The sequence below is a fragment of the Chryseobacterium bernardetii genome (assembly GCF_003815975.1).
Classification (GTDB): domain Bacteria; phylum Bacteroidota; class Bacteroidia; order Flavobacteriales; family Weeksellaceae; genus Chryseobacterium; species Chryseobacterium bernardetii.
On record NZ_CP033932.1, the window covers coordinates 1988638 to 2011216 of the forward strand.

The following is a 22579-nucleotide window of genomic DNA, read 5'->3' on the forward strand; positions in this document are numbered from 1 at the left end:
GGAATGAGCATTCTAGACAAAGCTAAAAATTATGTTGAAATCTTATTCAAAGATAAGCTATCTTCAGTATATTTTTATCATAATTTTATTCATACTGCCTATACGGTAAATAAGGCCGAGGAGATTATGAAATATACCCCTGTTTCTGAAGAAGATCAGGAAAAAGTACTTGTGGCCTTATGGTTTCATGATACGGGATATATAGAATGTGCCATGAATCATGAAGAAAGAGGGGTTGAAATTATGAAAAACTTCCTTCATCAGGAAAATTATCCGGACAACTATATTGCTGATGTGGAAAAACTGATCCTGGCAACTAAAATTGCCTATGTTCCTCAAAACTTACTGGAGAAAATTGTAAAAGACGCAGATTTCAGTCATTTTGCAGGACATGATTACAGTGATATCTCAGATGCCTTAAGAAAAGAGTGGGAGCTTACCAATGTAAGGTGTTTCTCTAATGAGGAATGGAATGCCGGAAATCTGGACATGCTCAAAAACAAGCATACCTTTTATACTGATTATGCTAAAGAGAACTGGGAACCTTTGAAAAAGAAAAATATCAAAAAGATCGAAAAGAAGCTGGGAAAAGAAGAAGAAAAGAAAGACCATACGGATTCTAAATCTGAAAGTAAAAAAGATAAGGAAAAATCAGACAGAAGTGTGGATACCTTATTCAGGGTAACACTTAACAATCACACAAGGCTGAGTGATATTGCAGACAGTAAAGCTAATATTCTATTATCTGTAAATGCTGTTATCATTTCAGTCTGCCTTTCTGTTTTGGTTCCGAAGCTGGATGCCCCTAAAAATTCACATCTTATTCTTCCGAGCTTCATATTATTGCTTTCAAGTGTATTGACTATTGTATTTGCGATATTATCTACGAAACCTAATGTAACCAAAACTACATTTACATCACAGGATATTGTCAATAGAAAAGTGAACCTGCTGTTCTTCGGAAACTTTCAGCAAATGCTGTTTGATGACTATCAGAATGCGATGAGAGATTTGATTAAAGACAGGGATTATATTTATGATTCTATGGTGAAAGATCTTTATTTTTTAGGTAAAGTTCTAGACAGAAAGTATAAACTTTTATCTATAACCTATAAAATTTTCATGGCCGGAATTATTATTTCCGTCCTGTCTTTTGGATTTGCTTTCTTTACTCTTTAATTAAAACAAAATATATAATGAGTTTCAGTCAGTTTATATTGGCTGAAATTTTTTTTTATAAGGAATATTTGGGGTAAGTAAAAACAGGTCTTATTTTACAGTACTCTCCTGGCTTATTGAAACTCTCAATGCCAATAATCCTGTAATTCCCTGAAGGTCTTCTACCTTTAGAAATTCAACATCATGTTCCAGAATGCCTTTCTTCTGGAGTTTGGTGACATATTCCAGGTATTCTTTCTGGTTCTCCATACCAAAATAGACAATGGTAATTTTTCCCGGAGCAGTAATACGTTCCGGAGAATCTTTTACGTGAGCTTTATCCAGACGTTTTTTAATGATCTCGTAGTAAGAATTATAGGCTCCATCTACATCAAAACGCTTTTCATCCATTCTGAAGCGGATGTCTATTTTTTCATTATAAACAAAGATCAGAGAAGCAATGTCTAATGGAATAGGAAGGTCTTTTTTAAAAGACTGAAATTCAAGCTCCATTCTGCAGATGGTTTTCAGCTGCCAGTATCTTAATTTATGTACAACTTTCGATGTATAGTGCAGTTCCGGCGCAATGTTATGACCAATATATAGATTATGCTCTACACCATCAGACTTGAATCTTTCATAGTAATGCGGAAAAATCTGCTGGGCTTTGATCTGGTTTTCATCCAGCATATCTGCCAGTTTTCTGTTGAGCAGTGTTATAGAATCATCCAGTTTTTTTCTGTGATTATAAAACAGATCGGTTTGGGAAAGTACCTGTGAAAAATAATCCTTGATTTTTGTTTTTACTTCCCGGGAAGATTTCATTTCCAGCCTGGCCTGTAAAAAAGGATGGATTTCTTCTCTCAGTAATCTTTGAAAACGTTGTTCCGTATCTGCTTTAATCTCATTGTTCAGTTCATTCTCAAACACATCAAGAGCCAATGCGAATTTTTCCGAGTCAGAATTCGTTAGGGCCAGAATATCAATGAGCCATTCAATTTGTTGGTTGAGGTCCTGAAGCATCAAATTAAAACGCTTTTCAGAGGAAGAGCGAATATCAGATACACCAAATAACGGAGTTAGGTTTTTAAAGGAAATTTGCTTTAAAGTATATATTTTTTTGCCAAGTGAAGCCGTAAAATATTTTTCGGCCTCATTCCTGAATTTCCATACCACACTATCATGGATTGAAGTGTATTCCCGCTGGATAATAGCTTCTATCTGATAATTTTTTTCAAAATAGAACCTGCTCAGAGAGAAAAGAATCATGTCTGAGAAAAACTCCATTTTTTTGAGCTTTAACCCGTTAAAACTACCGGCAATGGGAGAAGTGAATTCCATGATGGCGAGCAGGTCATTATCTTTCATGATAGGAATTACCATGAAACTGTTAACATTATTATCCTTTAAAATATTAAATGATGGCAGCTGTCTTACACTTTCATCCAGGTTATTTACATTGGAAACCACAATGGGCTTTGAATTATGGCTTAAGTTATTGAAGGTGTTTATTCTGGCTTCTTCATCAAAAGCATTGATCCAGAAATCAAGGATATGATTGGTTAATACACTTTCATAAATAGGAAGCTTCTCCAATTTTTGTTCTTTCTTGTTGAAAGTCATCAGCCCGAAGTTGAGTTCGGCTACATCAAAGTAAGATTTGAAGATCTCAGTCAGATTTTCATTGGGGTTTAAATCTTCCGGATCAATTTCTATCATGCTTGACTTCAGATCAGATAATGCCACCTCGGAAGTACAGTCTACAAGAGAGATAATTGTAAAACCTTTCAGTATCCAGGATTGTGAAGGGAAATATTTTTTCCAAAGCTTAAAATCATCCAGATTTTCCAACAGCATATCCAGAATATCATCAGAAGGGATTTTTGCACCTTCAGTTGGATAAATCTCTGTAAAATCTGAATTTACCGTTATCTTATAATGTTTCATGATTCCCTGTTTATTGGGGATATCATAATAAAATGGGATGGTACTTTTGATATCTTTTTTAAAATAGCTCTGAAGAATCAGGCAGCAGCAAAACACATAAAATTCATCGTCACTGATGTTTCTCAGCTCAATTTCAAAATCTTTTCCTGCATCTTTAAGGATATCTTTAAACCTTTCGGTATAATTGAAAGTGATATTAGAAAGGGGAATACTTGCAGCCTTTATTTCATTTCGGGTAAGGCCTGTAGGAAAAAGATCAGCGAGTAATGACCTGATAAGATCTTCATTTTTTTCCAGAATGCTTATATCCTGAAAACCGTCTTTCAGTTCTTTAAAATTCCGTGTTCTCTCAATCAGGGACTCAGCGTAGTTAGCCCTGTATTCCAAGCGGTCATTATATCGGATATGCTCCAATACATCCAAATATTTCTTGAATGATATATAAACCTGAAAGGGAGAGTCTTTTTTGTAAAGATTAGCCAACTACTGAAATTTAAAGTAAAGTTATGAAAAAAAGAATATTTTCAATTGTGTTTCAGATTTATGAAAATGATTTTTTAGAACTGCTTTGTTTTATTTTTTTGAACAGATAATCAAAAAGAATAGCATATTGCATGGTTTTGTTTTAATTTTTAAAAATATTTGCAGTGAGAGATTATTTCTGCATGATTGAAATGTAAAACCGGTCTTTTCTATTTTGTTTTAACAATATTGTCCTGCTCTTTTAATACAGGGATTTTAATTTTCTTATTTTTAATGAGCGAAGCAGCAAAGTCTTTGAATGATTCCTGTACATTGAGGACATATTCATCCAAAATGTTTTTTTGGGTTTCTTCATTAATTATTTTATCAATTTCCCCGGTATTGCTATAGTAAAACAGATAAGTTTCATATTGGGTTTCTGCCGGTTCATCATTCACATAGCTGTCTACCCTGAACTTTACCTTTACGGTTGTTTTATCCTGGGAAATATCTTCAGCATTGTAGGTAACTGCACATCCTGAACCACAGCTTAGAGTAAAGGAACTATTTCCCATATCCGCTATGGCTTCTTTGGCTGGAGCTACCTTGGTTGTGGCTTGTATAGGTGGAAGGTTTTCTATTTTTTGTTCCAGGGTTTTCTTTTTACATGAAGATAATGTAGAAAACAGGAAAAGGGATGCTAGAATTGTCTTCGTTGATATAACGAATACAGCCGGTACATTTTTTATCATAAGCCGTAAATATTTATTTTTCTTTTATCAGGGGCATTTCATTATTTCCCGGGTTAATAAAATAGATCGGATAACCGGAAATTAAATAGGTATTATCTGATTTTTCGATGTAAATAATACCCATTTCATCTTCTAACGAAGGGTTGAAAACCAGTTTTATCTTGTCATCATTGAGAACTTCAGCCTTTATATGAGAATAGGATTCCTTATCCCCGCCTTCATTAATCTGGATTGAGATATCATTCAGAGATTTGATCGTAATGTCATAACTTGTTTTGATCTCATCTTTGTTTGAAGCTTCGAAATGATAAACTCCTTCCCAACCGTTCGGAGTATCTATAGATTTAATTGGGGTATTCTGAACAGGAACTGCTATATTTTCTGTAGGTTGAACAATTGCCTTATGGTTATCTTTCTTGCAGGAATAGGAAATGGTTATAATAGCAAGCAATAAAATGTTGAAGGTTCTTATCATATAATCATGAATATTTCTTGTAATGATTTCTTTAATTTATTTTTTTATCGGAAACTAACTTTCTTTATTTTACATCTGTTCCTGGAAAAAAGGGTGTAATTATTTGCATCTCTCAAGGATCAAAGGTGTTTTGCCACCATTTTCTTTGATGAGAAGGAAGTCATTGCCCACAAATTCCAGTTTTTTCTTTTTCATGTTATATAATCCGGTCCATTGTAGTTCTGCTTTTCCATTTTTTTGCAGAATCAGTTTTCCAATAACCTTATCTTTTGAGATTTCTTCATCTACAATTTTTAAATTTTCTTTATAATAATCTTGCTGAGAAGCTAAACTTGCATATTTTAGAAGATACTCATTTTTATTGGACACCTTTTCTATCTTTAGGTTGATGTAAATAGCATTAAAGTCATATAACGACAAATAGCCTTCGCTTTTATTGATATCAAGTTCTGTTAATTCGTTTTCACAAATCACGGCCCAGGTTCCTTTTAGATCCGAAGGATATGTTTTTTCTTCTATTTTTCCATTTAATAATTTGATATCCTCCTGAATATTGTTAAATTTTTCGTCTTGATTTTGTTCAATTTTATTAAGTTTCAATTTTTTAGAAGGAGAGGACTGTATATAGACTTTTTTAGAGCTTTCATCGAAAGAAAAAGCCCCTTTCACAAATTCTGAAACTTCATATGTTCCTATAAAATTAAGTGTATCTTTCCTGAAATGATAAAGAGAATATGTAGAAAACTGCTCTGTAAACGATGGCAATAATAGATATCCTTCAGAAGGATCATTATTTTTCAACAAAAGATGGATGTCCTTTTCTGCAAGCTCAAGTGAGGAATCATAAAAAAAATTGAAATGAACTGGGTTCCAAGAAACATTTTCTTTTTTATTATTTTCAATAGAAATGTAAGCTCTTTCAGAAATATACCTAATTTTTACAGTAAGTGAATTGTGATGTAGATCTAGCTTTTGAACCTGCTTGTTTAGATCGTAATCTTTTTGCTTACTAATATTTGAAACTTCTGTATATAAGTTCTCTTTTGAATTATTTACTATACCGGCTTTATCATTTGTGGTGTTTAATGAATCAGCTTTTTTACAGGAAATACATATCAACAAAAATAAGATTAAAAGGTTTTTCACGTAAATTTAAGGTGTACTATTTAGTGAAGCTCAATTTTTCTGGTCAAATAAAAATATTGATTATCACTTTTTAAATTTTCTGTATTCTTGGAATACTTTGCAATTTTATCTTTTTTGAATTTTAAGTTAAGCGTATTGTTTTTAAAGGAGATTTTTATAAAATCCCCAATATTTGTATTTTCAGAATCTGCTCTTGGTTCTTTTATATAAAATTGATCTACGAGATTTTCATTATTTAAAACAATTACATAGTACCAATCTGTCCCAATATCTGCTGTAGCCTCAATGATAACAATTTCAAATGGAGTATTCTTTTTTGACTGAAATGAAAATATATTATATCCCGGACCTTCATAATTTGATTCTGACAAATCAATCTCATCTACAGCAAAATCTTTTTTTGTCAGCATAAAGCTATTATCTGTTTTGGAGATTAATTTAATGTCACCACTTTCAAACCTACTTTCATTTTCAAGATGTTTGAAGGGTTTTATAATATCAAAATCAATTTCTGAGGAAATTTTAGGATTGATATTTTCTGATTTTAATATTTTCGGAGTATCGGATGTAGCTTTGGGATCTTTTTCTTGAGTTGATTGGTTACTATATTTGCAACTCACTAAAAATGTTAGAATGAAAAATATCCTATAAAATGGTTTTAACATGTGATTATTTTTTTTATGACCTTTTGTTTTTTACAGCGTCTTGTTCACTTTTATTGATAGGTTTTAACCTGACAAAATATGCTGGATTATAGCGATTTGTAAGGCCAGTACCGTTACCTGTTGGTTTCATTGCAATCTCGAAATGTAAATGTGGATTTGGAACGCCACTTGCATTTCCAGTATCACCGGAATAACAAATTACTACACCGGCATCAACTTCTCCACTGGTCTTTACGGCTGATTTTAAATGAGCATAACGTAGATAGAATTTATCAGCATTTATATCAAAACCGTCTCCTTTTTCTCTTTCCAATGAAAATTCATGTGAATAATTTCTTTTAGCATTTCTTAAATCATCTCCGTTTACTTCTAACACTAAGACATTACCATAGCCGGCTGCACCTTCATTTTGATAACTTACTATTGTTCCTTTTAAACATGCTTTACAAGGAGTATTTATATCCGCAAATATATCTAATCCCTGGTGATTTTTTTGCCTACCATCAGGATATGTTCTAACTGGTCCAAAAGCTCCATTTTGTTCTTTATGCGCTCCATTAGAATTATAATATGTTCTTTGTGGATTATCAATTGGATCATGCCATATTGAATCACCCGATTCTACTGGCTGACATTCATTAACTCTAAATACAGTTAATCCTTTTTCAAAATATTTCTTAGCATCAGTCCAACCTGCAAGTCCAGGGTTAACTAATGCTCTAATTTTTTTAATATTTTCATTATTTGAAACAGTTAAAGTATCAGCTGTTTTCCATATTTCATGCTTTTCCCAAAAAGCAATTGCAGATAATACTGCATATTTTGCTTCTTTTACTTTTCCGGGATCAGCTTCTAAGTCAATGTATTCACTGGGGAATATATCTTTAATATATTTTGAAGCATTTCTGTAATTTCCTCTACCTGTTAATTGTTTTAATCCTCGTCCTCTATATATATATCCATCACCACTTGCTTCATTACCGTTACCATTTCCAAATCCGTTTTCATCTGCATACATATAATTTAATAATCTTTTTTGTGGATTATCATTACAATAAGTTGCTAATAGACCTCTTGCATTTAAATTCTTTGCTCTATCTCCAAATATGGCTAAACATCTTGATTGCGAATATCTAAAAGCGTCTGTTTCTACCATCCAGTCAGGATTTATACCTAATGTTTCGGCACCTACTTGTGCAAAGAAATGTGCTTTTCTTAGACATGTATTAATATGGATATCTTTACCGGATTCAAAAATATATTTATTTAAATAATCTACAATTTCCTGTCTGAATGCTTTATGAGAAGTTAATATACCAAACAAATCTTCAATTTGTTGAAGAGTTATTTTATCAGAACATCTCGGACACTTATTACCAATCTGGAAATAAGCTCCTTCCTTATTCAGGAATTTTTTATCATGTTGTTTAGTACCTTGTGCTTTGGCGTGAAGATACAGGAATTCCGGTACTTTTTTCAGTAGTTTAAAGGTAATGGTGTCTCCGGCCTGATAATTTTTTATTACTAAAACTTTTTTAATTTCTTCTTCGCTGGAGGTTTTTCCATTTTCTATTTTAGGATTTTTAGCATTACCTTTCTGAGCGTTTGCAAGGATGATTTTAGCTGTGGAAGCCTTTTGTGCATCATTAGTTATATTAGTAGCACCTCCGAATGTATAGGTGTAAGTTCCGTCTTCTTTTCCTTTACTGATCTTATCCTGCCACTGTTTCAGTTCTTCTTCAGATTTTGGACGGAGGTGGATTGGGATTTTAACCATATTGTCTTTTACGGTTCCTGTGAAAACTGTTTTTTCAGTTCCCGGAACTGCTTGTCCGGCAGGTGTCTTTTGTTCCATTTGTTCTTCGGTAATTTCCAGAACAGGAAGAACAGCATCTGCTGTACCTTTGATGATTCCGTCTTTTTCTTTGATGGAAATGGTTACCTGCTTTCCATCCAGAAGCATGGTTCTGGCTACCAGATACAATTTACTATCCAGTGGAGCGCTATCCACTTTCTTAAAGTCTACTCCCAGTTTGAAAGTTTTAAAGGTAACTGTTTTTTGATTGGTTGTATCTTTCCCGTAAGCATCAGCTGTTAATGCGGAAGCAATAACTTCGAGTGTAGTATATTTTTTTTGTGACTTTAGGCTTTCTTTTATTTTACCAAGAATGATCTGTGCCACTTTATTTTTTTCCTCAGCAGTTCCTGTTTTGTTGCCGCTTTTACTTCCTCCAAAGGTATAAGTATGCGTACCATCTTCCTCCCCAGTCTCTTTAGTGTATTCTTTTTTGGCAAAGTAAGCATCCAGAAGCTCCTCAATTTTTACCGGATCCACTGTGGAAGGAGAAACTCCTCCAGGAGCTGCAGGGGTTGGTGGTTGTGTATTGTTGGCACTACCGTGAGCTGATTGCGGTTCGGGCTCAGGTTGTACCGGAGCTGGAGCAGGCTGTGGTTGTGATTGTGGCTGCTGTGGTTGAGGTTGAGGTTGAGGTTGGCTGGTTGGTGTACGTAATTCGTCAGGAGTATTTACATTGACACTATTGGTGGCATGCTTTTTATGGGAGTAATATTCTACAGTCACATAAAATTGCAGTTGCTGGGGATTGGTTTCCCCTTCCATAGCTTTCCTCATGAGTGCTTTCGTTAGCATGAATTCAGCCCTGGCAGTTCCATTTTTTACTTTTTCTTTTTTGCTTTCTATAAGCAGATTTTTATTTTGATGTCCTGAATTGCCGCCATCATCTTCCCAAAGGCTGAATTGTAGGTATTGGGCCTCAAGATTTGTGCATTGGGCTTCCGCAATCAGTTTTTCCATGAAACTGAAAACTGTTCCCGGAGTATCATCTATATATTTTAATTCAACTTTATTGATCCTTGGAATATCACTTGGCTGTGGCTGCACTTCTAAAGCCATGGGTGCTCTTCCTTCAGGATTGTGAAGATAAGCTTCAATTCTGAAGGTATCTTTGTAAGCATTTGTATTAAAAGTAAAACTGCTTACTCCCATTTTTTTGACATTAGTAGGAACAAATCTTCCGTTCACCTTTTTGAATAGGTGCCAGGTAATGAGTGCAGGGTTCCTTTTTTCTAATGGAGTAGCAGGATACCATTCATCAATCTTATAAGTAACCAGTTCCCCAATCTTTGGTTTTGTATTTCCTGATATTTTGTAAATTCCTTGTTTTGACATGGCCGAAAAGTTTAAGTTTAGTAAGCATCTACTTCATCATCTTCTGTTTCCTTCTGAAATTCCTTAAAATTGACAAAAGGATTGATGTTATGCTGCTCATGTGGATCAGCATTTTTTACATTCTGTTGGCTCATTGATGACGTTTGCCCATGTTCCATGATAGTTATTTTTCCACCTGTAGAACACATGAGTTCAGATATTTCTGTGACACAGCTATTTCCCAATATCTTTACTTTGTCATAGGTTTTCTGCCATATGCCAGCAGGAGCGTAAGAACAGGGAAGATATCCACCTGGTGTGGGTTTTAGCTTGCACTTTCCAAAACTAGGGCCCTGAGGGTTAAATTGAAGATCATTTTCGGTAACGGCCAAAAAATCAGCCTGCCCCTCTTCATTATTCCAATAATGTTTCTGATGGGTAGTTACTTTAAACTGCGGGAACTGGTCCCCCTGATTACATTGTGCTTTTCCTTTCTGAATAACAAAATGTTTTCCGTCATGTGGAGATGCGGATTCGGACATATTATGTTGTTTTATTGGTGTTGCGTCAAAGATACTAAATTATTTTAATTGCTTTTCTATCGTAAAAATATCCTGCTCAGTTACATCCCCGATCTGGATTTTAAAGTGTGCTGTAGCCTTTTGAACCATTAAACTGGTAAGGTCTAAAGTATATTCAGCTTCATGACTGCAGGCAACTGAATAACTATTGACGGGTGACTGTTCATTATATTCGTAGTCTCTATTATAAAGTTGATTCAGATTCCTGTAATCGCACGAAGTTCCAAATTGATTGATCTTCAGTGTATTATTGTCTTTATCTTTAGGGAGAATGCGGTTGTGAAGTTCAAAACGGATGGGGGAGGCATTTGACAGCCAGGGAATAAATTCATGGTAGATATCAGAATCTGTCCAGTTTTTATATTTTGCCCTGTAAAAAGAACCAAAGAGAAACTGAACAGGCAATGTATTTTTGATGCTTTTTGAAATTTGATGATGGTCTTCAGTTATTCTTTTCAGATGATCAATGTAGGCTGCAGAGAGATCATCTGTAAAATACTTTTTTAAAGCATCCAGTTCGTTTTTGATCGTTGTTTCTGATTGAAGAAACCTTGTTTCTGTAATTTTACCAGTTTTGTTTACTCTGATTTCTACAGGAAATAAGATGGCTGCACAGGCTTTTGATAAGCTGGATATTTTACTTTCTGATTCTGCTCCATTTTTATGAGAGCCGAATATTTGTAATGAAAAGAAATGGTCATCATGCTCAGCTCTCAGATATTTCAATTCCGTTTGGTATAGATAATGGTTTTGTACAACTCCATCTTCGAGCTTTTGTTGTGTTATCGTATAAACTCCGCTTAGTAAAGGTATTGAAAAGGGTATTTTTCCGTGAGGAGGATGGTAGTATAAGCTATCTCCGTTTTTATTGATCTCCTGATTAAGCTTAATGATTTCATCACCAAAAGGAATCAGAAGCAGAGTTCCCGGGCTCATTTTCACCGGATCTGCAAGCCTGTCATATACAGCGCAGTGCTTATTGTGAAAATCTTTGAGATAGTTTGGATTTTCTACTTTCAGATCAGAGGCAATTTTTTCCAAAGTATCGCCTGGAAGTGTCATATAAGTAATCATGTGTTTGGTGACTAATGATGATTATTAAAAAACTGAGATTCATTTTTCGGTCTGTAATTTATAAAAAATCCTACAAAAAAAACTTTCAGTTTATATAAAAGGTTTATTAATAAAGCAATTATCCCTGAAAACAGGGAGTAATTTTATACTTTGGATATACTTAGTTCAAACACAAAAAAACCTTCCAGAATTCTGAAAGGTTTTTAATATAGTATGGATAACTTTTTATAATCCGAACACTTTTGCAAACAGATCCGGGAAAATCCCAAGAACGATGATTGCTACAATTACAAATACTGCTACAATATTGTAAGTAAGCGTTACTTTCTCTGATGATTTGAATGTTGATTCTTTAAAGAAGAACATCGCGATAATTAATCTTAAATAGTAAGCAATAGATAGGGCAGACCCTAAAACAGCTACTAATACTAAGAAAGCTGCTCCGTTCATTGCCTGAGAGAATAAAGCAAATTTCCCCATGAAACCAGCTGTTAGCGGAACTCCTGCCATTGATAGCATAGAGATAGCTGCTGCTGTTGCCAATAAAGGTTCTGTTTTTGCCAATCCTTTGAAAGCCCCGAAAGACGTTTCTCTTTTTAATTTCTCTACCCAGATCAGACACATGAAAACTCCTACTGTAGATAAAGCATAAGCGAATAAATAGAACGCTAAGTTATAAGTAGAAAGGCTTGTCATTCCGAAGAATACCAACCCGATGTATCCTGCGTGAGATACGGAAGAGTAAGCCAACATTCTTTTTGCATTCGTCTGAGCAAGACCCATAACGTTTGCCAATAATAGAGTGATGATTAAGAATACTCCCAAAACATTAATCCATTCGTGGGTAACTCCGGTAAATCCGATCGTCATTAATCTGAATAATGCAAAGAAACCTGAAATCTTTACCACACTTGCCATGAATGCTGTAATTAATGAAGGGGAACCTGCATATACATCAGGGCTCCACATATGGAAAGGTGCTAATGCTACTTTAAATGCCAATGCACAAAGGATAAGCAATACTCCTAAGATGAACATTACGTTTGAAGCGTTTGCAACTCCAAAGTCATGGATTTTATATAAATCAAAGCTTCCGGCACTTCCGTAGATAAATGCAATTCCGAAAAGTAAGAAACCTGTCGCGAATGCACCCATTAGAAAATATTTAATTGAAGCTTCGTTTGATCTCAGATCAGTTTTGTTCGCACCAGCCATTACATATAACGGGATAGAAAGGATCTCAACACCTAAGAACATGGTTACCAGGTTCTGGTATCCGAAAAGAACAATTCCTCCACATAATGCAAATAACATCAATGCATATAGTTCTGATTGGTGGCTTCTGTGATTGCTGAATGCAAAACCTCCCAGGAAGAATAACAATAAGGTTGTTACAATGGATAATTTAGTGAATAATGCAGTATTGGCACTGTATTCATACATATGCTTGTATTGATCGAAGAACGAACATTCAGGCATAAAGCTTACGTACAATGCGATGATTAAACCCAAAATCCCAATGTATCTTGCGAATTTTCCCTGCTCGAAAACTCCTGAAAATAACGCAATAACTGCCGTTAGGAAAACAATAATTAAAACACTCATAATATAGATTTGAGATGTGAGATTTTAATTGAAAGTAAAAAGTTGAAAATTGAAAGTTTGAATAATATCCGAAAACCGGTTCTTAAAGTCTTTGTTCTTTTCTCTTTATTCCTTGTCTCTTTAATCTCTTATTTTTTTAATTTTTAAATCTTTTATTTTTTAGTTAGCCATCGCTGTGTAGATAAACTTCACTGAACTGCTTACCATATCAATTACCGGTTGTGGGAAAATACCAAGTAAGATCACAAAAACCGCTAAACTGGCCAATACAGAGAATTCTACACCGGATAAATCTTTTGCTGTGCTTAATACTTCTGCATTTCCTTCTCCAAACATTGCTTTTCCGTAGAATCTCAACAAATATACCGCACAAAGAATTAGCGTAAGACCAGCAATTACTGCTGCTGTTCCGTTGAAATCATATACTGATTTTAACAGGATAAATTCTCCGATGAATCCATTCGTCAATGGAACTCCCATTGAACCTAGTATAATAATCAGGAACAATACAGCAAACTTAGGTGCTACTTTAGCCAATCCTCCCATTTGTCTGATGTCTCTTGATTTAAATCTTTTGTATAAAATATCACAGCAGTAGAATAATCCCACCACGTTAATACCGTGAGCGAAAGTTTGTACCAAAGCTCCTTCAGCTCCTTCTACGTTAAAAGTTCCTCTTAAAGTAACTACTGCAGAAGCGAAGATACCCGCTACCATCAATCCTACGTGAGAGAAAGATGAATAAGCAATAATTCTCTTCATATCCGTCTGGATGATCGCGATCAAGGCTCCGTGAACAATTCCCACAATAGCAAGGATAATTACAATCTGCCCTGAAATTCCTGCAATAGGAATTGGAGTGATTGGAAGTAAATAACGCATCACACCGTAAACAGCCATTTTAAGCATAATACCGGATAACAACATCGATCCCTGAGTAGGAGAGTAGGTATAGGTATCAGGCTGCCATGTATGGAAAGGGAATACCGGTAATTTCACTGCAAAAGCAAAGAAGATGAACCAGAATACCACGGTTTGTTGTGTTTCGTTCAGTTGAGCATTGTAAAGATCCGTTAAGGCGAATGATGCAGAGTGGTTGTACACATAGATTAATCCGGCTAACATAAATAAAGATCCAACGAATGTATATACGAAGAATTTCGTAGTAAATTCAAACCTTTTATTCTCCTGTCCCCAAAGTCCGGCAATAAACCAAATTGGAATCAAAGTTACTTCCCAGAAAATGTAGAACAATAATCCGTCTAAAGAAGTAAAGACTCCTACAAGACCAAATTGCATCAACAGAATCAATCCGTAGAATGTATTTCTGTAGTTTACATTTTCGTTGAACGAAGATAAAATGATGATTGGCGCTAAAATGTTGGTTAACAATAAAAGAAGCATGCTCATTCCATCGATACCGAAGTGAAGAGAGCTCTTCATAAACTGTGACCACGGATAATTGATCTCGTGCTGCAATACGCTGTCTACTGTCGGAGTAAAATCAAAATCCGATAGTACATAGAACGTAAGAAGCATTTGTACCAATGCAATCCCTAGTGCCAAATATTTGCTGGAATTACTCTTCCACGCAAAAACTAATCCCGAACCTACTAGAGGTAATAGTAATAATGTTAATAATAAACAAGACATTATTATTGTAATAAAAAGTTAACAATTAATATAATTCCCACAGCTAAAGACATGATAAGAATATACGTCTCTACATTTCCGTTTTGTACACGCTTCATAGCTTTTCCGCTGTCTTCAGCACCATCACCTACAAAGTTTACAAAACGGTCTAAGATACCCTTATCAAACATTTTTCCTCCGCGTCCTAATCCTTCAACAGTTTTTACAATCAATGCGTTGTAAAGTTCGTCTACATATAATTTTTTAGCAGAAAGCTTTTCCCATCCGGTATAGTTTTCTTCTGCCACAGCCATCTTTTTCTTTTTCACGTACGTGTTTCTTACGATGAACCATACAGAGAAGAACATTAATACTGTTGCTGCTAATAAGATCATTTCAGTGTTGAAAGGTACTCCTGAAAGAGTAGCTTCCATTTGGCTGTAGCTTTGTTCTGTAAGAACTGGCTTTAACCATTCCATCAGTTTAGCATAGTGTCCGTGACCGATGAAGTGTGGCAGGTTGATGAAACCTCCTATTACAGAAAGGATAGCTAATACGATCAAAGGTAATGTCATATTAGACGGGCTTTCGTGTAAGTGGTGTTTTTGCTCTTCAGTACCTCTGAACTCTCCGTGGAAAGTCAGGTAGTATAGTCTGAACATATACGTTGCAGTCATTGCCGCTAAAACAAATAGGATTACCCAGTAGATTGGATTTTTAGCGAAAGCTGCTACTAAAATTTCGTCTTTAGAGATCATCCCTGATAATAAAGGGAAACCTGAAATTGCTAATGTTCCGATCAGGAATGTAGCGTGTGTAAGAGGAATATATTTTTTAAGACCTCCCATGAAACGCATGTCCTGTTCGTTGCTCATCGCGTGAATTACAGAACCTGCACCCAAGAATAGTAAAGCTTTAAAGAAAGCGTGCGTCATTACGTGGAACATTGCTGTTGTATACGCACCAAGCCCTAAAGCGATGAACATAAATCCAAGCTGTGAAACAGTAGAGTATGCCAATACTTTTTTGATGTCGTTCTGACGTAGTGCATAGAATCCTGCTAAAGCTGCCGTTAAGAATCCGATGAATAAAATTCCTCCTTGTACAGTAGGTGCTAAAGTAAATAAGAAGTTAGATCTTACCACTAAATAGATCCCCGCTGTTACCATCGTTGCCGCGTGAATTAACGCAGAAACAGGAGTTGGCCCGGCCATCGCATCCGGTAACCATGTATATAATGGAACCTGAGCAGATTTACCGGTAGCACCGATGAATAAACTCGCTGTGATAAAGATAATCACTGTTCCGTCCAATTCAAATTTTGAAGCGTTTTCTGCTACTGAAAGATAATCTACAGCATTCGTTTGAGCAGCAATCATGAAGATACCGATCAATAATGCCAAGTCACCAATTCTGTTCATGATGAAAGCTTTTCTTGCTGCTTTACCGTACTCTTCGTTGGTATACCAGAATCCGATCAATAAGTAAGAACAAAGACCTACACCTTCCCATCCGATGAATAAGATAAGGTAGTTGCTTCCCATCACTAAAAGTAACATTGAGAAGATGAAAAGATTCAGGTAAGTAAAGAACTTATAGAATCCTTTATCATGACTCATATATCCGATAGAGTACAAGTGGATCAGTGAACCGATACCCGTAATGATCATTACCATCATTAAAGACAGCTGATCGATCTGGAATCCAAAATTGATCTGAACTCCGTTTACTCTAAACCATTCAAAAGCTTTTACGATTACAGGCTGGCTTTCAGAATTGAAATTCATGAAAAGGCTTACCGCAATACAGAATGATCCGAAAACCACAGCTGTTGCTAAAGATCCAACCAATATTTTTGGAAGATTTTTCCCGAATAAACCGTTAATAAGAAACCCTAAAAGTGGTAAAAGTACTATTGCATATACTAAATTCTCCATTCTTATCCTCTTAATTTATTAAATATACTAACATCTACAGAACGGGTATTTCTATACAGCATAGCAATAATTGCCAAACCTACCGCTACTTCCGCAGCTGCAACCACCATAATGAAGAACACTAAAAGCTGCCCGTCTCCGTTGCCTTTATATGCTGAAAAAGCAGCTAATAAAAGGTTTACAGAATTAAGCATAAGCTCTACACAGCCCAGAATCACAATAGCATTTTTTCTAAGCAATACGCCCATTACTCCTAAGCAGAACAATACTGAACAAAGGATAATGAAGTAATCCAAAGGGATGCTTTGTATAAATGTATTTACTTCTCCCATAATTTTATAAATCTTTTTTACCGATTAATACCGCGCCTACAATACCTGCTAAAATAAGGATGGAAGCAAGCTCAAACGGTAAAACATATTCATTAAACAAAAGTCTACCCAGGTTTTTTGTAAGACCAACACCTTTGTCTACATTCTCAACAACGATATGGTTTTGCTGAACTCCTCTGAATACTCCTAAAACTCCTACCAAAAGAAGACCTGCAGTAAAAACTCCAATAAATTTTAAAGTATTACCTTTCTTACTTTCGTCTGCTTTATTAAGGTTAAGCATCATTAAGATGTAAAGGAAAAGTACCATGATGGCACCTGCGTACACTATAATCTGGATAATTGCCAGGAACTGAGCATTCAGAAGAATGTACATTCCGGCAATGGAAAACATCGTAACAATTAATGACAAAATAGCATATAAGGGATTTTTTGCGAATACGAAGTATACCGCACTTGCCACTGCTAAAAACGCCACCAAGAAAAATAAAAACTGATCCATTATTTTACCGCATTTTTTTGTTTCTCGGATTGTCTTGTGGTGATGTCAATCCTTTCATTTATTTTTTCAACTAATTTATCTTTACCGTAAATGAAAGAGCCTCTGTTGGTTTCTACATCTACCAGTCTGTCTGTAAGATAGATCGCCGATTTAGGACAAGCTTCTTCGCACATACCGCAGAAAATACATCTCAGCATATTGATTTCATATACTGAAGCATACTTTTCTTCTCTGTAAAGATGTTTCTCCTCTTTAGTTCTCTCAGCAGCAGTCATCGTAATGGCTTCTGCAGGACAAGCTACTGCACAAAGTCCGCAGGCAGTACATCTTTCTCTGCCTTCTTCGTCTCTTTTCAAAACGTGCTGGCCCCTCCAGATAGTGGTTCTTGGCTTCTGTACTTCCGGATACGAATATACTGCGGGAGCACCCTTTATCACGGTTCTTACAGCATGCTTAAATGTAATCCCCATCCCTGTAAAGATCGCAGGAAGGTAGATTTTTTCAGCAAGGGTCATTTCTTTATTGGAAACAACTTTTGATCTGTTTGTAAGTTTCATTTATTTAATTTTTTTAGGCTGAACCTGTATTCAGCATTAAAAATATATTCTTATCTCTTAGTTTGCAAATGCTAAAATTACAGCTCCTGTAATTAATAGATTTACCAATGCCATTGGGATTAATGTTTTCCATCCTAAGTGCATTAACTGGTCATATCTGAATCTTGGAAGGGTCCATCTGATCCACATGAAGATCAGAATTCCGATTACTGTTTTTGTAAGGAACGCAACAATACTTAAAATTCCTGCTGTGTTTTCTCCCCAGTTCTGCGTTACCCATTCAATACCAGGATAGTTGTATCCTCCGAAGAACAGAACCACCATGAAGGCATTAGAGATAAACATGTTCACATATTCTCCGAACATATATAAACCTAATTTCATGGAAGAGTATTCTGTAGAGTATCCTGTTACCAATTCAGATTCACACTCAGGTAAATCGAAAGGGTGTCTGTTCGTTTCTGCTAAAGCTGCTACAAAGAATACAAGGAAGGCAATTGGCTGGTAAAAAATATTCCAGTTCATTCCGGAAACCCAAGGGATAACTCCCCATAATTTCCCGGTAGTCTGGCTTTCAGTAATTACTTTTAAATCCAGGCTTCCAGACATCATAATGATAGAAAGAAGCGCTAATCCCATTGCCAGTTCATAAGAGATCATCTGAGAAGAAGCACGGATAGCACCTAATAATGAATATTTATTGTTCGAAGCCCAACCTCCGATCATAATTCCGTAAACACCAATTGAAGCCATTCCGATGATGAAAAGTACACCAACGTCAATATTAGCTACCTGAAGATCAAAAGAAGTACCTGCAATATTTAAACTTTTACCCCAAGGAATAACGGCTCCTGTGATTAATGAAATAAACATTACTAAAGCCGGTCCCAATACGAAAAGGAACTTTTCAGCATTGGCAGGCGTAAAGTCTTCTTTGAAGAAGAATTTTCCACCATCAGCAAGAGGTTGCAGCAATCCGAAAGGTCCGGCTCTGTTAGGACCAATTCTATCCTGCATGATAGAGGCCACTTTTCTTTCTGCCCAGGTAGAGTAGGCTGCAATCGTTAATGAAAGCAGGAAAAGCGCTAGTACAAGTATAAGTTTAAATGTAAGTAAATCCATTTTATTTTAAATGTTTGAAGATGGGAGCTGAAAGCTGGAGGTTTAGCACATCGTGGCATCAACTCTTCATCACATTATCAAATTTTTATATGTTTTTAAAACGATTCAAGTTAAAAGTGGAGAGCAAGTCTTTATAAGTAAAACTTCCAGCTTCTAGCATTCATCTATTTTATTTTTCGTCTTTTTCACTGATCTCCTTAGCCATCGGATTGTCTAAAACTCTTAGCTCATCTTTAGGCTTTTCGTAGTGGTTCAATGAAATTACAGAATGTCTGTCGATATGTCTAGGACCTTCGATATTCCAGTCTGATAAAGATTTTCTTTCAAAACGACATGTATCGCAGATAAATTCTTCAACTTCACCCCACTGGTCTTTTCTTGCAGTAACTCTTACAATTTCGTCACCTTTCATCCAGACTACAGTTTTTCCTGAACATTTATCACATTTGCAGGAAGCATTCATTGGTTTTGTAAACCATACTCTGCTGGCAAAACGGGCTGTTCTGTCTGTTAATGCTCCTACAGGACAAACGTCAATAACGTTTCCGATGAAGTCATTATCCAAAGCTTTATTTAAATACGTTGAAATTTCGGCATGATCTCCTCTGAAAAGAATACCATGTTCTCTTTCACCTGTCAGCTGGTTGGCTGCTAATACACATCTTGCACAAAGAATACAACGGTTCATGTTCAATTTGATGTGTGGCCCAAGATCATCAGCTTCGTAAGTATTTCTTTCGAATTCTGTTCTTGTACTTTCTACACCATGTTCATATCCTAAGTCCTGAAGGTGACATTCTCCTGCCTGGTCACAGATAGGGCAGTCCAGCGGGTGATTTACCAATAGGAACTCGGTAACCGCTTTTCTTCCTTCCTGAGCTTTCTCAGAAGTAAGGTTTTTAACTTCCATACCGTCCATTACATTCGTTCTGCAACTTGCTACCAATTTAGGCATAGGACGCGGATCTGCTTCAGATCCTTTAGAAACTTCCACAAGACAGGTTCTGCATCTTCCTCCACTGGTCTCTAATTTGCTGTAGTAACACATAGCAGGAGGTACAGATTTACCACCAATTTGTCTGGCTGCTTCCAAAATAGAAGTACCAGGCAAAACTTCAGTAGTCTGTCCGTCTATAGTTATTTTGAATTTTTTAACTTCTTCGCTCATATTGTATGCTTTAAGCTTTATGCGTTAAGCAATAGGCTTTGTTATTTATATTTCTTAGTATTAAATGTATATCCAATTCCAGCCATCAACTGTCCGAAAACAAAATCCTGCTGTGCTTTGTCTGGCTTGTTATTTAATGTAGTTTTAATATCCCACATATTGATATAACCGGCTTTTCCTTCTACTCTTACCATCACATGGTTCCACAGTACCAAGTTAAGACTGGCTCTAACATCAGTTCCCATACCTGCAACGTGGAAACGGTCGCTTCTTTCATTTCCAAAAAGCTTAACATTACTTTTTGGGAACATTACTCCGATTCCGGCACCGTAAGACCAAACCAGATCAACATTTTTTTTGTTGATAATGCTTTGGTATTTTTCAAGACCTAAGTTTTCATAATTAAGTCCGTCTGTGTGTTCAAAAGTAAGGAACTTCTCATCTGCAAGGTTCACCTGCCCGTTCTGTACCATCGCAGCATATTCAGGATCTGAAATATGTCCTTTAAAGTTAACGGTTTGATCTTGGTCCATCACATACTTCATGTGGTCTATCCCTAAAACAAGCGCTAAATTATCTTTAATAAAATATCCAATTCTGAAATTATACTGTGTTACTGTAAACCAGCTTGGATCAAAATAAACAAGTCCAAATTTTGTTGGTCTGTCCTGAGCTGTTACGTTATTCAGTTGAAAGTCATATCCATTTCCTTTAAAACGAATATCAGAATTACTGTACGCTGCTCTGTTCCAACCATAAAAAACAAACATCTGACCTTTTTTGCTTAAAGGTTCTGGCTTTTTATATACAGGAGCTTTAAACAGGTCCGCATTATTTTCTACTGTTAAAGAATCTTTTTTCTGTCCAAAAACAAAACTCGACATCATTAAGCCGACAACAAACAATTTTTTCATTTCACCTATGCATTCTTTTCAACGGCCGGGATAGGATCTGCATAATGTGCCAATCCATAGTTTTGAGTCTGAGATAACTCAGGGTTTTTCACGTGCCACTCAAATTCATCTCTGAAGTGACGGATTGCTGCTGCAACCGGCCAAGCTGCTGCATCACCCAACGGACAAATAGTATTTCCTTCGATTTTTCTCTGGATATCCCAAAGCAGATCGATATCTTCCATTTTACCTTCTCCTTTTTCAATTTTCTTAAGGATTTTGTACATCCATCCTGTACCTTCACGGCAAGGTGTACATTGTCCACAGCTTTCGTGGTTGTAGAATCTTGCCAAGGTCATGGTGTGTTCTACAATACACTGGTCTTCATCCAAAACGATAAAACCTCCTGAACCCATCATTGTTCCGGTAGCAAAACCACCATCAGCTAATGATTCATAGTTCATATATCTTGGCTCTCCATTCACTGTTCTCAACAATAGGTTTGCTGGAACAATAGGAACAGAACTTCCTCCGGGAATACAAGCCTTTAATCTTTTACCGTCTTTAATACCACCGCAATATTCATCAGAGTAGATGAATTCTTCTACTGTGATGGTCATATCGATTTCGTATACACCCGGTTTGTTGATATTTCCACAAGCAGAAATTAATTTTGTACCTGTAGATCTTCCAACTCCGATTTTAGCATACTCAGCGCCTGTAATATCAATGATTGGAACTATTGCTGCAATAGACTCAACGTTGTTTACTACTGTTGGTCTTTCCCAAAGACCTTTTACAGCCGGGAATGGCGGTTTTAATCTTGGGTTACCTCTTTTTCCTTCAAGGGATTCAAGCAATGCGGTTTCTTCACCGCAGATATAAGCTCCACCACCTCTCTGTACATAGATTTCAAGATCGAAACCAGTTCCTAAAATATTCTTACCTAAAAATCCTGCTGCCTTAGCTTCTTCAATAGCTTCTTCAAGGATATCAGGAATCCATGAGTATTCTCCACGGATGTAGATATAAGAAGTATTAGAGCCTAAACAGTAAGATGAAATTAGCATTCCTTCAATCAATAGGTGAGGAAGAAACTCCATCAGATACCTGTCCTTGAATGTTCCAGGCTCAGATTCATCAGCATTTACCACAAGGTGTCTTGGAACGCCTTCAGGTTTTGCCAGAAAGCTCCATTTCATCCCTGTTGGGAATCCAGCTCCACCACGACCTCTTAGTCCTGAAGTTTTTACTTCTTCAAGAATTTCGTCAGGAGTCATTTTCAAGGCTTTTTCAGCTGCTGTGTAACCTCCCTGCTTACGGTAAGTTTCAAAGTAGCGGATACCTTCTATATGTGCGTCTTTAAGTAAAAGTTTTTTACTCATTGTTATTTGCTTATTGC

At 36.0% G+C, this 22579-nt stretch carries 19 protein-coding genes; 1 reads left to right on the top strand and 18 read right to left on the bottom strand.

Annotated elements, in window-relative coordinates; translation table 11 throughout:
• The first annotated feature begins 3 nt into the window (after nucleotides 1-3).
• Entirely contained in the window at nucleotides 4-1179 is a 1176-nt protein-coding gene (locus EG339_RS09135) for a Pycsar system effector family protein (protein ID WP_123869917.1), read from the top strand.
• Between the two features lie 90 nt (nucleotides 1180-1269).
• Here EG339_RS09135 and EG339_RS09140 read toward each other — a convergent pair whose 3' ends face one another.
• From EG339_RS09140 to nuoF, 18 genes are all read right to left on the bottom strand, one after another.
• Entirely contained in the window at nucleotides 1270-3588 is a 2319-nt protein-coding gene (locus EG339_RS09140) for a GAF domain-containing protein (protein ID WP_123869918.1), read from the bottom strand.
• Between the two features lie 209 nt (nucleotides 3589-3797).
• A complete protein-coding gene (locus EG339_RS09145) occupies nucleotides 3798-4319 on the bottom strand; it encodes a hypothetical protein (RefSeq protein WP_123869919.1) in 522 nt (173 codons plus the stop codon).
• Nucleotides 4320-4332: 13 nt separating this feature from the next.
• Nucleotides 4333-4794 carry a hypothetical protein gene (locus EG339_RS09150; protein ID WP_123869920.1) on the bottom strand — a complete coding sequence of 154 codons (462 nt, stop codon included), beginning with the start codon at nucleotides 4792-4794 and terminating at the stop codon, nucleotides 4333-4335.
• Nucleotides 4795-4893: 99 nt separating this feature from the next.
• Complete coding sequence (locus EG339_RS09155; protein WP_123869921.1) at nucleotides 4894-5940, bottom strand: hypothetical protein; 1047 nt, start codon at nucleotides 5938-5940, stop codon at nucleotides 4894-4896.
• 20 nt (nucleotides 5941-5960) lie between these two features.
• Complete coding sequence (locus EG339_RS09160; RefSeq protein ID WP_123869922.1) at nucleotides 5961-6605, bottom strand: hypothetical protein; 645 nt, start codon at nucleotides 6603-6605, stop codon at nucleotides 5961-5963.
• A gap of 13 nt (nucleotides 6606-6618) precedes the next feature.
• Nucleotides 6619-9795 carry a peptidoglycan DD-metalloendopeptidase family protein gene (locus tag EG339_RS09165; RefSeq protein WP_123869923.1) on the bottom strand — a complete coding sequence of 1059 codons (3177 nt, stop codon included), beginning with the start codon at nucleotides 9793-9795 and terminating at the stop codon, nucleotides 6619-6621.
• Between the two features lie 17 nt (nucleotides 9796-9812).
• On the bottom strand, nucleotides 9813-10316 hold the full coding sequence (locus tag EG339_RS09170; protein WP_123869924.1) for a DUF4280 domain-containing protein: 504 nt from the start codon (nucleotides 10314-10316) through the stop codon (nucleotides 9813-9815).
• Nucleotides 10317-10355: 39 nt separating this feature from the next.
• Nucleotides 10356-11429: a hypothetical protein gene (locus EG339_RS09175; protein WP_123869925.1), complete on the bottom strand. Its 1074-nt coding sequence runs from the start codon at nucleotides 11427-11429 to the stop codon at nucleotides 10356-10358.
• 225 nt (nucleotides 11430-11654) lie between these two features.
• Nucleotides 11655-13034: an NADH-quinone oxidoreductase subunit N gene (locus EG339_RS09180; protein ID WP_123869926.1), complete on the bottom strand. Its 1380-nt coding sequence runs from the start codon at nucleotides 13032-13034 to the stop codon at nucleotides 11655-11657.
• Between the two features lie 159 nt (nucleotides 13035-13193).
• Entirely contained in the window at nucleotides 13194-14687 is a 1494-nt protein-coding gene (locus EG339_RS09185; protein ID WP_123869927.1) for a complex I subunit 4 family protein, read from the bottom strand.
• Between the two features lie 2 nt (nucleotides 14688-14689).
• Entirely contained in the window at nucleotides 14690-16603 is a 1914-nt protein-coding gene (gene nuoL / locus EG339_RS09190) for an NADH-quinone oxidoreductase subunit L (RefSeq protein WP_123869928.1), read from the bottom strand.
• Between the two features lie 2 nt (nucleotides 16604-16605).
• Nucleotides 16606-16935 (bottom strand): NADH-quinone oxidoreductase subunit NuoK, encoded by a 330-nt coding sequence (gene nuoK, locus EG339_RS09195; protein WP_065396642.1) that lies wholly within the window; start codon nucleotides 16933-16935, stop codon nucleotides 16606-16608.
• A gap of 4 nt (nucleotides 16936-16939) precedes the next feature.
• The gene (locus EG339_RS09200) at nucleotides 16940-17437 is read right to left on the bottom strand and encodes an NADH-quinone oxidoreductase subunit J family protein (RefSeq protein WP_123869929.1); all 498 of its coding nucleotides are present in this window, start codon (nucleotides 17435-17437) and stop codon (nucleotides 16940-16942) included.
• The gene (locus EG339_RS09205; RefSeq protein WP_002983553.1) at nucleotides 17437-17994 is read right to left on the bottom strand and encodes a NuoI/complex I 23 kDa subunit family protein; all 558 of its coding nucleotides are present in this window, start codon (nucleotides 17992-17994) and stop codon (nucleotides 17437-17439) included. The genes EG339_RS09200 and EG339_RS09205 overlap by 1 nt, the downstream gene beginning before the upstream one ends.
• 57 nt (nucleotides 17995-18051) lie before the next feature.
• On the bottom strand, nucleotides 18052-19116 hold the full coding sequence (gene nuoH, locus EG339_RS09210) for an NADH-quinone oxidoreductase subunit NuoH (RefSeq protein WP_123869930.1): 1065 nt from the start codon (nucleotides 19114-19116) through the stop codon (nucleotides 18052-18054).
• Between the two features lie 169 nt (nucleotides 19117-19285).
• Nucleotides 19286-20284 carry an NADH-quinone oxidoreductase subunit G gene (locus tag EG339_RS09215; RefSeq protein WP_123869931.1) on the bottom strand — a complete coding sequence of 333 codons (999 nt, stop codon included), beginning with the start codon at nucleotides 20282-20284 and terminating at the stop codon, nucleotides 19286-19288.
• Between the two features lie 41 nt (nucleotides 20285-20325).
• Nucleotides 20326-21198: a hypothetical protein gene (locus tag EG339_RS09220; RefSeq protein WP_123869932.1), complete on the bottom strand. Its 873-nt coding sequence runs from the start codon at nucleotides 21196-21198 to the stop codon at nucleotides 20326-20328.
• Nucleotides 21199-21203: 5 nt separating this feature from the next.
• Nucleotides 21204-22562, bottom strand: coding sequence for an NADH-quinone oxidoreductase subunit NuoF (gene nuoF, locus EG339_RS09225; RefSeq protein ID WP_065400510.1), 1359 nt, complete (start codon nucleotides 22560-22562; stop codon nucleotides 21204-21206).
• Nucleotides 22563-22579 lie beyond the last annotated feature (17 nt).